15 protein-coding genes and 1 tRNA gene are annotated in these 12082 nt (G+C 49.2%); 9 read left to right on the top strand and 7 right to left on the bottom strand.

All coding sequences use genetic code 11. The annotated features are described in order from the left end of the window. The first annotated feature begins 34 nt into the window (after positions 1–34). Both ACH5Y9_RS05675 and ACH5Y9_RS05670 read left to right on the top strand, forming a co-directional pair. Positions 35–124, top strand: a tRNA-Ser gene (locus tag ACH5Y9_RS05675). 313 nt (positions 125–437) lie between these two features. Then, the gene (locus ACH5Y9_RS05670) at positions 438–872 is read left to right on the top strand and encodes a hypothetical protein (protein ID WP_445368869.1); all 435 of its coding nucleotides are present in this window, start codon (positions 438–440) and stop codon (positions 870–872) included. 698 nt (positions 873–1570) lie between these two features. On the opposite strand, the gene ACH5Y9_RS05665 is transcribed toward ACH5Y9_RS05670, so the two are convergent. The 6 genes from ACH5Y9_RS05665 to ACH5Y9_RS05640 all read right to left on the bottom strand — a co-directional run bounded on the left by ACH5Y9_RS05665 (position 1571) and on the right by ACH5Y9_RS05640 (position 4198). Beyond that, positions 1571–1825, bottom strand: a complete 255-nt coding sequence (locus ACH5Y9_RS05665) for a hypothetical protein (RefSeq protein WP_445368868.1) — start codon at positions 1823–1825, stop codon at positions 1571–1573. Next, positions 1818–2060 carry a helix-turn-helix transcriptional regulator gene (locus tag ACH5Y9_RS05660; protein ID WP_196436582.1) on the bottom strand — a complete coding sequence of 81 codons (243 nt, stop codon included), beginning with the start codon at positions 2058–2060 and terminating at the stop codon, positions 1818–1820. Before ACH5Y9_RS05660 ends, ACH5Y9_RS05665 begins: the two co-directional genes overlap by 8 nt. 129 nt (positions 2061–2189) lie before the next feature. Continuing rightward, on the bottom strand, positions 2190–2672 hold the full coding sequence (locus tag ACH5Y9_RS05655) for a FlhC family transcriptional regulator (protein WP_445368867.1): 483 nt from the start codon (positions 2670–2672) through the stop codon (positions 2190–2192). 13 nt (positions 2673–2685) lie between these two features. Beyond that, a complete protein-coding gene (locus ACH5Y9_RS05650) occupies positions 2686–3276 on the bottom strand; it encodes an STAS-like domain-containing protein (RefSeq protein ID WP_445368866.1) in 591 nt (196 codons plus the stop codon). A gap of 33 nt (positions 3277–3309) precedes the next feature. Beyond that, positions 3310–3873: a FlhC family transcriptional regulator gene (locus ACH5Y9_RS05645; protein ID WP_445369874.1), complete on the bottom strand. Its 564-nt coding sequence runs from the start codon at positions 3871–3873 to the stop codon at positions 3310–3312. Positions 3874–3913: 40 nt separating this feature from the next. Further along, a complete protein-coding gene (locus ACH5Y9_RS05640; RefSeq protein WP_445368865.1) occupies positions 3914–4198 on the bottom strand; it encodes a hypothetical protein in 285 nt (94 codons plus the stop codon). 309 nt (positions 4199–4507) lie between these two features. On the opposite strand from ACH5Y9_RS05640, the gene ACH5Y9_RS05635 reads away from it, so the two are divergent. The 7 genes from ACH5Y9_RS05635 to ACH5Y9_RS05605 all read left to right on the top strand — a co-directional run bounded on the left by ACH5Y9_RS05635 (position 4508) and on the right by ACH5Y9_RS05605 (position 8886). Further along, complete coding sequence (locus ACH5Y9_RS05635) at positions 4508–5137, top strand: transglycosylase SLT domain-containing protein (protein ID WP_445368864.1); 630 nt, start codon at positions 4508–4510, stop codon at positions 5135–5137. A 1-nt stretch (position 5138) separates the two neighbouring features. Beyond that, complete coding sequence (locus tag ACH5Y9_RS05630; RefSeq protein ID WP_445368863.1) at positions 5139–5453, top strand: flagellar transcriptional regulator FlhD; 315 nt, start codon at positions 5139–5141, stop codon at positions 5451–5453. Further along, positions 5450–6016: a FlhC family transcriptional regulator gene (locus ACH5Y9_RS05625; RefSeq protein ID WP_445368862.1), complete on the top strand. Its 567-nt coding sequence runs from the start codon at positions 5450–5452 to the stop codon at positions 6014–6016. Before ACH5Y9_RS05630 ends, ACH5Y9_RS05625 begins: the two co-directional genes overlap by 4 nt. Positions 6017–6302: 286 nt before the next feature. Further along, the gene (locus ACH5Y9_RS05620) at positions 6303–6710 is read left to right on the top strand and encodes a MerR family transcriptional regulator (protein WP_367156198.1); all 408 of its coding nucleotides are present in this window, start codon (positions 6303–6305) and stop codon (positions 6708–6710) included. An 88-nt stretch (positions 6711–6798) separates the two neighbouring features. After that, positions 6799–7506: a MerT/CopZ fusion-like heavy metal transport selenoprotein gene (locus ACH5Y9_RS05615; RefSeq protein WP_331725247.1), complete on the top strand. Its 708-nt coding sequence runs from the start codon at positions 6799–6801 to the stop codon at positions 7504–7506. 17 nt (positions 7507–7523) lie between these two features. Further along, entirely contained in the window at positions 7524–7955 is a 432-nt protein-coding gene (locus tag ACH5Y9_RS05610; protein ID WP_367156197.1) for a putative iron-sulfur cluster-binding metallochaperone, read from the top strand. A 310-nt stretch (positions 7956–8265) separates the two neighbouring features. Further along, positions 8266–8886 (top strand): hypothetical protein, encoded by a 621-nt coding sequence (locus ACH5Y9_RS05605; RefSeq protein WP_445368861.1) that lies wholly within the window; start codon positions 8266–8268, stop codon positions 8884–8886. On the opposite strand, the gene ACH5Y9_RS05600 is transcribed toward ACH5Y9_RS05605, so the two are convergent. Further along, entirely contained in the window at positions 8876–12073 is a 3198-nt protein-coding gene (locus ACH5Y9_RS05600) for a conjugal transfer protein TraG N-terminal domain-containing protein (RefSeq protein WP_445368860.1), read from the bottom strand. The two genes, ACH5Y9_RS05605 and ACH5Y9_RS05600, sit on opposite strands and share 11 nt — an antisense overlap. Positions 12074–12082: the final 9 nt, after the last annotated feature.

Genomic DNA, 12082 nt, shown 5'->3' with positions numbered 1-12082 from the left:
TTTAAAATATTTTCTGTAATAATACGCGGCTGTTGGAGAGCTGGCTGAGCGGTCGAAAGCGGCGGTCTTGAAAACCGTTGAAGGTTTATCCCTTCCTGGGGTTCGAATCCCTAGCTCTCCGCCATTATATTAAGTTAAGGCCTTGATAAATAACGATTTATCAAGGCCTTTGCTTTTTCTACCCTACTCCCTACCCTACTTCTGATTCTAACAACTGTCACTGATTTCTTGTAAGTCAGCTTTATTTGTTACAAGACCATTATCTCCTGTTTGTTGACTCCACTCATGATATGAGTCAAACCTCGAAAAGCGAAGAGCATCCCTGCCGTAACAAAATCACAGCTACGGCCTCAGAAATAAATCAGTCACAACACGGCCTCATATCAATCTTTTAACTCCTTTGATTGGGCTCAGCATTTTTGTGTAGGGAGCCTTCAATGGCGATTAAACAATGCCTCGCTTGCGGCCAGTCTTTTCAACCACGTCAACAAGTTCCACTCCAAACCTATTGCTCAGCGCCTTCGTGCCAACAGCATCGTAAACGACAATGGCGCCTTAACAAACTGAAAACAGACCCTGATTATCAAGAGAACCAACAACGGGCCCAACAATCCTGGATAGAGCGCAATCCCGATTATTGGCATCAATACCGTGAATCTCATCCAAAGTATGCTGATCGTAATCGTACATTGCAACGCACTCGCAACACCAAAGCCAAGATTAATCGAATTGGAAATATGGACGCGTCGACTCCAGCAAAGCTGCTGCCATCAGGAATTTACAGACTAAGTTTGGTGACAGAAACCAATATTGCAAAGATGGACGTTTGGACCTTAGAAATCACGGTACATGCTTGCGAATGTCGGCCATAAGCCAGTGTTGCAAATAGATGACTTGATCGGCAAACCAATCTGATTCTTATACCGTATTGTCAGTTCGTTCTTGGTAAACCCTGGATTTGGCTGGCCCCGCTTAGAAGATAGCTCCGGTCCACCAGTGGCTTGGTGAGAGCCTAATTTTCATGTGAACGGGGATCATCAGGTTTGATAAATGAAATCTTGATTAGCAATCATTTTCCGCTCATCCCAAAAAAGCTTGGCAAACAAGCGTACACTCAACAGAAAAGTTATCTGGAGGTGTGTCATGATCTGGACCACAGGTGTGTTCATACACGCGGTAACACGGGCGACTGTCGGCGTCGGGGAATGACGATGCCATATCTACATCAAATTTGGCAGCACCGGTTGCCTGACGCGCTTTCTGGATCTCGGCCAAATCGGCGGACGACAACTGTGCGAGCAGAAATCGTTCTATGCTGGATACCAAAGCAAAACCCTCATCGACCGCTTCCTCCAGAATGAATTAGGAATCAGTATTTACGTTAGCCATCCCTACCATCCTCCAGTCGATACACCACAATCTCGTCACGCACCTGCGCCCATCGCTGGCCCACGAGACCGACCAGAATCGTACTCAAACGCGGGTTGACTGAAATCCACATCGCTTGGCCAGACGGCAACCCGTTATGCGCCGTAACCGAGCAGCACCTTGACCAGTGCCCATCACGTCATCATGACCGGCAGCCTGATCCAGGTTGCCAGTCGACGATTAACATCAGTCCCAGCACAGGCCAACGATACTGGATCGGTGCCGAGTTAGAAGGACATATCAGTGCCCATACGGTGGGATTGCCTTGCCACTGCCGGGCGCTCTGCCAGGCATCACGACCAAAGCAGATCACACTCGGCCAAGGCGGCGAAGCGGATTGCGGCCTGACGATCAGCTCTCTGCCAAACGGCGGCAACGGCAATCGTTGATCAGGCATCAGCGTTGCCGGTGCATTGAGCGCCTAAACGCGCAATGAGCTGGGCAATATCCTCGACCCGCCAGGCGGTCATATTGGGGCCCATTTTGATCGGCTTAGGAAAGATGCCTTTTTTGATGCCATCCCACCAGGATGATTTACTCATGGGCAGCAATCCATAAATGGGTGGATTGGCCTTTGGATCACCAATAATTTGTTTCAAACGCAGAAAACCAGTTTCGGGCAATTTACTCATGCTTATTAACCTCATAATCATTGGAAAAATGGGGCGATAGTCCTTATTTCAAGTCAGCCAGCCGACCAATTCTTTATTTTAAAAAGGTGATTGGTCGACTCTGAACATAGAATGTTATAAATACAGAATCTAAGGATCGGTTTTCAAACTGGTCTTACAGACACAACACCGCTCTAATGATTTTTCACTGCCCACGATTATCAACACGGGCGAACTGCACTGATGGCATGAAATCAACCGCAACTGCTTATTTCTCAGATCTCGCGCCACCAACCACGCTGTGGTGAAATCCAGGCTGCTATTGGGCAAGGATATTTTGAAAAAGTCGAATGCCTGAATGACGTTATCGATGCCACCCTGAACATTTTCGATTTCAATCGATCGAAATAGCTTGCCGAAGAGCGTGGCCTCCTTGTAACACCTCACGTTGTGTGTCAATCCACGAATCGACTCCTTGATCGGACCGGGACTGCCAGGGCGGCCGAGTAACTCTTTATAAGTTGCTTTTATCACATCTTTAGAAATGGCGGTTTCCCTGATAATGACTGCAATTCTAGCTTGGCGTTGAATCAATCCAACAGCCAATTCATACTGTTTTAGCCTTTTGATCATCCTTTTGCCTCCACTACTCGTCACCACTTAAAGTCAGCAAAACATCAATCCCGCTACGCTGTTTGGCATTGATGTGCGCAAACAAATGATTCGAAAGTCTTGGCGCAAAGCATAACCAGCCAGACTGGGCAATATGCTCAATATCTTCCAATGACAAGCATCCGATGGCTTGGCGCAAATCCTGATCAGTAATGCCCAGCATGAATCTGGCGAACAATGGCTTATCGCGGCAAATCTCCCGGGCTTTGATAAGCCATAAACTGTTCAATGACACTATTTCCTGATCAGTGAACTTGGCCTGTGCATGCTCCAAACAATCGAAATAGTCATCCAGTTCACTCAGGGCAGACTGCATGACTCCGCTGACTTCGGCAGACAGGTTTTTTAGCTGCAACCATTGATTCAAAAAGTCGGCGCCGAATTCATTCGTTAAAGAGCACAATAATGACTGGCAAAACGCCTGTGTCACTTGACCAACATTCACAAAGTCGAGGGTTAAGGATTGATGATTGAAGAAGCATTCTCGTGCCAGACGGGCTAAATTTTTCCCTTCCGCCGCATCCAGTATTGTTTGAGCATTGATAGATTGAACGAGTAAGTACATTATGACTCTCCATGGTCGTTAGTAACGGCCAAGTTATACCGCCGAAGATTTGCGCGCATTTTGTGAAAAGGTCCGCGAAATACGAAATTGTCGGCTCATAAATCCTGTTTGGGTTTGACAAACTGGACAATGGTTAGGCCGTTGAATAACTTGATGAAGGCACAGATACCGGGCATGACACGTCAGGCACGTCACAAAACCCAAGCTGGAGACACGGAATTGTTGGGTCAGTTGCCATGCCCGATTGATATCCAGCACTCTATGGTGTACGGCTTCCGACTCTCGATGGCTGGGCTTTGGATTATGGGCGACGATACGGCAGTACAAATCGTATGCCGTGCAAAACCGCTGGCCAAACTCGATGCCATTACCATGCCCAGGCACATAATTCTGAATCAGCCCCAAGAAAATCGAAGCATGCAGATTGTTGACAGTCGCTCGCTCAATCCACTGCGGATCCCATGGCAGCATGCCTTTGATGGGCGCTTGTTTTTGCGCGAGCCAGTAAATGCGGTTCGCCGTTTTCCGTTTGATACCGCAGAGAGAGCAAACGATTGGCGTTCGGGCGCCCAGCTTGAACAACGTTTTAGCCAACATTAGTTCGGCACCAAAATGCGACAAGTTGACGAAGCCACCGTTATTCATGTTGGCCAGCCTGATTCAGTGAATCGTGGACGAGCAAGGCCGCATAAGCGGCGGCAGATACCGGGTGGCTGCCCAGTGGCAGCAAACTGATGACGGCGCGGTTGATCGCGGCCTGTTCTTTGATGATCTCCAGTGATAGGTCTGCCACTTGGCTGACCACTTCTGGATCAACACCAAACCGCCAAGCGGCTTCCATGGCGTTGCTGCGGGCACATTCTCTGAATAGCAGCAAATACTGAAAATTCAGATGGGTCAGATCTTCTTCTAACGTAGCCATGTAATGCTCCCTGGTTGATAACGACATGGGGTCATGCTACGAGGTTAGCTTTGTAAGCGTCACGCGCGCAAAGTGGGTGTTTTTGGGTCACTTTCCGCGCAAAGCCTTGTAGGACGTGGCTTGGCAAGGTGGCAGGGCCTAATTGAGCGATAAAAAGTGATTGACAATCCGTAACCGACTGTATTGCCGATGAATTATTTTTTAGCGGGAATAAACTTCAGTAATTAGGCTCAAAATGGGCCTTTTTCGAACAGGTACAGCATTGAATTTTTCAGTAGACTCGGTTCAACCTTACGAGTCAACGCTGCCATGCACAATGTCGATTTGAAATCCGGTTTCCGATGGCTTTGCGCCGCCAATCGGAAACGTCTCTGTTCGCTGCCGATTTTGCTGAGCCTTCTATTCGTCAGTACCGCTTGTTTAGCCAATGGCGGCAGCAAGCAGGCACATGCCGTTGTCTCTTCGCAGAAACTACAAAACACCCTTTGGTGGCGAATTGCCAAACAACACCAATTGGACCCCTACATACTGTATGCGGTGGCATTAAAAGAATCCGCAAACGATGCCGATCCAGCATCGGTTAAACCCTGGCCCTGGGCGCTGAATAAATCAGGAAAAGCCTTGATGCCAACATCCCGGCAAGAAGCCCAGGCTTTGCTCAAACGATCGCTAGACGAAGGCAATCGGCTGATCGATGTGGGGTTGATGCAAATAAATCTGCGCTGGCATGGTCACCGAGTGAGCACACCGGCGCAATTGCTGGAGCCGATGACCAATGTGCAAATCGGCGCCGAACTGTTGGCCGCAGCGATTCGATCGGCTCCGCACGATTTGGCCTTAGGCATTGGTCGATACTATAGTTGGACCAATGTGGAAGCCGCTGTCGCCTATGGGCAAAGCGTCATGGCCATAGCCGACCAAGTCAGGCAGATGATTTGATATGGAAGAAAGTCTTTATCAACTGCAATTGGATTATTTGATGTTGGCACGGGAAATGGTGCTGGGCGGGCAGGAACAAAAAGCCATGTTTAGCTTGGGTTTGACACCAGAAGCCGTGGCCATCCTGAAAAAGTTACCCGCCCAGAAGGTCAGGGAAATCGCCCAGCGAGAATGCGTAGCTTTTACCCCGCGTTTCAATGCCAGCTATTGGAGTTGCTATCTGCTCAGCGAACAACCGGCGGATGACAAACTGGCGTGTGAATACCAGGCGCGTGACCTGCTCATATTAATCACCGGTTCTGGGAATGCCGTATGAGCGCTTGGTACACCTATGAAGACCGGCTCAGGGATCATTATCTTGCCTATCAATTGCTGAAACGCAATCTGAGAACGTCGTTCGTCAAAGAGCAGATCAAAACCATTAGCCAGCACGAACTCAAGAATATCCACTATGCTATCCATCTGCATCGACCACCATCTGGGCAACTACCGATAGTTTCAACCATCCCATCATCCCGCGAATCGTTCCTATACCTGGCTGTATTCCTGTCGATCTACCAGGCTGCCAGTCAAGTCAACACCCAATTGCAATTTGATGTGCAAGCCATCCTATTTGCCTGGGACTATTTCCAGAAAACCTTCAAAGAACATATCGCCGTCGAAAGACCCTATGGCAAAATTCGACCGGCCACTTTCAATGAGGCCTGGATATTGGCGCAAGGTATGCGCAAGGGTGAGGTTGCCTTGAAATATTGCCCCCGTTGTCGGCATAACTATTTGATTATCTACCAAAGCAAATTTCTGCCCATTTGCCAGTTATGCGACCTAGAAGAAGCAAAAAACCATGGTTCCGCTCACATGGTACCAACGTTGAAGTAAATCGAGTTTTGGAATTGCATTTCAGCAAACCAGTCTGTATGGTCTGGTGATCTCAAGGACTATCATCGATAGGGTCGTCTCCATACCAGACATTCAAAAGTTGTAATTCAACAAGAGGATTTCAGTCACTAACGACCCTAAGCTGTCGATGCGACTCCAATTACCTCATAGGCAGGCATCTGACAATTAGCCGCCATTCAAGATAATATTCATAGTTATTTGTTAATAGCTGATAAGTGGCAAAACTGAGGGACAATAAAATCCCTTTAACATTTGGTTCAATGAAATGTCGCCTTTAACCATCGGCAAACTTGCCAAACAAACCGAAGTCACCATTGAAACCATCCGTCACTATCAACGCATTGGTTTACTGACAGAGCCAGCGAAACCCGATGGCGGTTATCGAGTTTATTCAGCTGATGCGATTGCCCGAATACGTTTTATCAAACGCGCTCAACAGGCTGGATTTACCTTGAAAGAAATTGCCACCTTGCTATCGCTTGATGGGGCACGCTGTGCTGATGTTCGACAAGTCGCCGAGCAAAAATGCCGGCAGATCGATCAGCAAATTAAGGATTTAACAGCTCTCCGTCAGGCATTGGGAACTCTGGTCAACGACTGTCAGCAGACAGCTTCATCCGCGCGTTGCGCTATTCTCGATGCGTTTAGCGATGATGCATCAACCAAACCCTGATTTTAAATCAGACATCACTGCCCACTTGACTCTGTTCTAAACAACAGGCTTTAGACTCCTTGCCAACATTGAGCATTAGGAGATTGGTATGAATACAGACCCTGAAACACCCATAAAAACCCCGTCATGGTTGGGTATCGGCGCCATTTTGGCCGCTGTAGGGGCTTCGGCCTGTTGTGTTGGGCCTTTTTTGCTGTTGTCGTTGGGTATTGGCGGCGCATGGATTAGCACGTTGACGGCACTGGAACCGGCCCGGCCATTTTTTATTATCCTGGCCCTGATTTTTATAGGACTCGGCTATCGAAAACTCTATCTAACGCCTGAACGCTGTGAGGCATGTGAAATCTGTGCCACATCCGACAACCAAAGCCGACAGCGCCTACTGTTTTGGCTGGGTTCCGCATTCATTTTGATACTGCTGGCCTTTCCCTGGTTAGCGCCTTTTTTCATGGCTTGAGAGGGTTTCGACATGACAATTAAATCCAGTTTGTTAGTTATAAGCTTGTTATCAAGCATCCTGTGGATACCGGCAGCACATGCTGAAACTACTGTTGAACAGCCAAACCAACAGCAAACGGTGACGTTGAATATAGAAAACATGACCTGCGCTATGTGTACAGTCACCATTAAGAAAGCCTTACAGAAAGTCGAAGGCGTACAAAAAGTGGCTGTCGATTACGATGCTAAAACGGCCGTGGTTACTTTCGACAGCCACAAAACCAATAGCGCCGCCTTGATTAAAGCCACGACGGATGCCGGTTATCCGGGGTCCCTGACCACACCTATTACCCAATAAGGCCGAGGATAGCGTCTATGTCTGATTGCTGCAGCTCCACTAATACCAAACAGATTTGTCCTGAATGCGGTTCCACGTGCAAAAGCGTCGGCATGCCGACGCTGTACCATCAGGTAAGGTTTCCCGAAAATCAATCAATCGTCACTGACAGCTATTATTTTTGTCCGGCAAAAACATGCCGGATTGCTTACTTTTCCAACGCAGGCAACACCATTCCCAAACAGCATTTACGAAGCCATAAAGCGATTCAGAACGACGAGCTTTGTTACTGCTTTGACATAGACGCCGAGCAATATTTATCGGCGCTAAAAGATCAACGGGCAGAACCAATCAAAGCTTTCGTCATGCAACGTACCAAAGCCGGCGAATGCGCCTGCGAAATCAGGAATCCATCAGGCCAGTGCTGTTTAGCGAATTTCAAGCATTTAGAAACTGGGCAAAACAACTGACTACTAACCGCTATAAACCGGCCATTGAGAAAACTAATTTTTGTTTTTTTTCAAAGACCGCTTATGGCCGAACCTTGTCTGCCATTTCCTAAAAATTTAAGAAATTTGAACGGCGGCTATGGCGATTAAATTCGTTTAAAAATATCCCGTTTCGTCGTTAGAAGCTTGATTGCGTCATGATGATTGAAGTGGGGGATGTGCCAAAGAACTTCAAAGGCAATGGTTGGCAATCCAAATGGGTTAAAGCTAACTTGGCAACTCAGTCCGTTCGCAGTACGATAATACGGTAGCGAAAGGCTGGAGATCATTAATGTCATCGTTTTCATCACAATCACCTCGCTTACGACTGGCAACCAAGAATCACCAAACTGAGCCCTCGAAGTCAGTATTTGCCGGGCATCATGCCACGGTCAATTGCCTTGAATGTAATCGCACCATGGTGCCAAGAGTTGTGACGTATTATGGCCAACCTCTGAGATCAATCTGCCCATTTTGTGGTGCTACCTTTGCGAAGTTTCCAAGCGGGTTGCAGCGTTTTTTACAGCGATTTCATACTCGGACGCTATCGTTTACTGTTTTTTTTCGTCTTTTAATTATAGTTTTAGGTTTTGCTGTAATAGGCTCTTTGAGTTCTTTGGAAGTTCTGCCGCGTAGTTTGGGGCGTCTTGCGATATTCGGTACCATTATCTTTGCGCCATTAGCCTTGGCAGAACTGATTTTTCAATGCATTGAACGTCTAGCAGTCAAGTTCTCTCACGAAAGTAACTATTATTGGGCCGCTATAGTCCTATTGGCCATCATCCTTGCTAATCAAGTTCATGATGTTACTGGTTACATTGTAATGTTTTTCCTTGTGATGTTAATTCGCGGGCTAATTTCTGGTTTAGCTCAGTTCCGGAATACATCAAGCAAAACATATCTCAATAATTAATCAATCCGCGGGCACGATTATAGTTAGCAAGCTGATTGATCAGGTCATTTCTATTTTGTCCCGCCGCACTTTTCAGTAGTTCGGCGATATTATTACCATCGTTCGAACCCTCCTCATCTATGAGTTTCCGCTTTGCATTGCCTAAATCTCCAGCATTTTCACCATAGACAGCAATTCCAGAGAAGGCGTCAATCATAGCCGCTCTGTAATAGGCTTGCTGGCTTGGAGTTAGCTTATCGGCTACTTCATTCACTCTTTGGTTGGCCCAGTTTTTTGTCGCTTCTTTAAATCCCGAATAGGATTGTGAAGCACCATATTTTATGGCTTCCCAATAATTAGCACCCTTAGAATAGGCTTCATCAGCATGAGACATGAACTCTTTGATGAATTGTTGACTACCGGCGCCCACTGCCTCGATATTTTTGGCCGAATTATAAAGACTCCCACCAATATAATTGTATGAAGCCTCCGCCACTGAAGGCGTGTCGTTGGCCGCTGCCGCAATTGATTGTCTAAAGTGCTCCGCTTTGACGTTTGCCAATTGGCCAAATCCTTCTCTTGAATTTCGTTCACGCTCTGCCAAATTACGATCATGTTGGGCTTCGACACGAGCTTCGCCTCCAGCAATTTTTCCCGTGGCTGAACGAATCTGTACCTGCGCACGTTGATCCAGCGATTCGGTTTCAGCGCGTGGGTCTTTGAGCTGAGCCTGTTCGACGACGGATTGAGCCCTGCCAGCTTCCGGTGCGCTGGCTTTCAGCGATTCATTCCGGCTGGCATCCCAGCTTTGATCGGCCTGTGGTGCATTAAAGGCATCGCCCAGCAGTTGATAACCCGAGATTTGTGCCTGGCGCGATTGCTGATTATTCATCATGCGGTAACTGGGTGACGAGAATCCGGTCAATAACGACATGCCAGCGGCCGCATAGGCTTGATCGGCATCGCTAATCCAACCCGACGCTTTCCACTGCGATGCCAATCGTTGCGTATCGCCACGCAAGCCGTATTGATCCAGCGTGCGATCCAGACGCTCCATCAAGCCAGGATCATGCGCGATTTTGTAACCCGTCTCCGCCGCACCGAAACTGGCTTGCGCCCCGAATCGTTGTTGGGCCGAGAGGGTTTGTTGATAGGATTCGCTGGCCGATACCGCGTCGGTCGCGCTGTGTTGCAACGAGGACAACGATTGATTTTGCAGTCCCATCGACGCGACGTTCCGAATTCCGGTTTGCGCATCCAGCGCCAGGCTTTTGGCCAGTCCGGCCTGATAGCCCTGACTGTCATTGACGGTTTGACTGATGTCGGCGGCAATGGCGTCGGACTTGTCTTGACTGACTTTGAAGTCGTTTTGCAAGCGACCAGAGATTGCACCGCTCAATTGGTCACTACCGAGTTTGGCACCAGCGTTAGCACTACCGGCCACCAAGGCCGAGAACTGATCGGCAGATATGCCGGTATCGGCGTGTTTCTTGGCAAAGGCCTCGCCGAACTGACTATTATAGGCGTCGGTATAACTGGAACTGCTGGCAATCTGATTACCCAGCGAACGGCTATCAAAGGCATCGTTAGTGATGCTGGCCGACTTCGAGGCCGTGGACGACAGACTGTGCATAAAACTGCTGGTGGCTTGTTCGGATGCACTGTAAGCCGACGTCACCGCCGCACTCATATCCTTGCCGGCGGTAAAGGTGGGCAGTACCTTGTCGACGCCGGTTTGCGTGACCGCCGACAATGGACTGTATTGGTGTTGCGCCTGAGTATTCAAGACCGGCGCCGGGCTGATCACATCGGGCGTCGCGATTTTCTCGTTCACGTAATCGCCGCCGTCCATCCTTCCCAGGAAATGGGTGGCTGTCACCGCACCGCGGTAGATCAGCATTAAGGTAATGGCAGGTGTCGACGCCGCCAGCATGCCGCCGATCGACAGCCATTGCTGCAACTCCATGTCCAACTGATAAATACCCATCATCGACGGTAGATTGAAGGTGGCCGTGGTTAGTGCCGCCATCTTGCCGGCGGCCGACATCTGGATGAACAGATTGATCACCGCCAGTATCGGCATCCACAATTGGATCCACAGTAGCATTGAAAAGTAGCCGATATTCATCTGGATGCCGACATTACCCAGCATCACCACGAAGGCCATGATCGGCGCAATGGCATAACTCAAGCCTTCGATAAACGCCATCATCGGCCGGACGATCTTCGCAAACAGGGTTTGTTCGGCCGCCCATTGGGTATTGCGTTGCTGAATGGCTTGTTCGACCATCGCGGCTTTGTTCCAATGCAAACCGTCTTCATGCCGGCCGATCACGCCTTTCTCGAACATCGGCATGATCGCCGACATCAGCATGTAATCGGCGGCATCCACTACTCCGGGCCCTGCCAGCGCATCGAAGGCATCCTGGATTTTCCGCACCGTATCGCCTGCCGCCGGCACCCCCAAGGTCGGTTGCAACAAGCCTTCCAACGCCGTCGCGAAATTGCCGTTAGCCACCCCACTTAAATCGGCCCAGGCATCTGTGCAGGTTTTGGTCTGCGGTTGGCCGCCGACATAGATTTGGGTCATGTAGATGTCGGAATCGAAGCGGATGGCATTCAACGGATCCGCATCACGCAAGATGGCATCGACCGATTTCTGATTCAGATCGACACCGGTCAAGGTGCATTCCCGCACGTAATTGGCAAACGAGGTTTCCATATCGCTGCCGGCATTCGGCACATTGGCCGCGCCTAAATTCACCCGTGACAACAGATTCTTCCGCACCGCCGTCAAGGTCTGCAAACTGTCGGCAAAGCCATTGCCGGTCATCGATGGCGTGCCAAAGCCCTGTTCGAACAACCGTGTGGTGCGGTAACCCATGTTCGACATCACGCTACCGACCACCGCCGGTCCCAACGGTACGTTGTCGACCACCACCACGCTGCCGGTATAGGCATCCTCGATCGACACCCGTACCGACGGTGCGTACAGCATCAACCACAACACGTAGGCCAGCAATAAATCCTGATAACGAATACCTCGACCATCCCATTGCAACAACGCCCGCAGCATGACGATGATGACGCCTATCAGACCACCGACTGCGGCCGCGGTCCGGTAATCTCCGGTCCCGGAAATCATCGCAATCGCATTGAGCAAGGCTTGCAAATAGGCGGAATCGCCCACGGAGAAGATTTCAAACATGGGCGACCT

The organism is Methylomonas sp. BW4-1, assembly GCF_052474385.1.
This window is presented reverse-complemented; position numbering and strand designations above follow the sequence as displayed.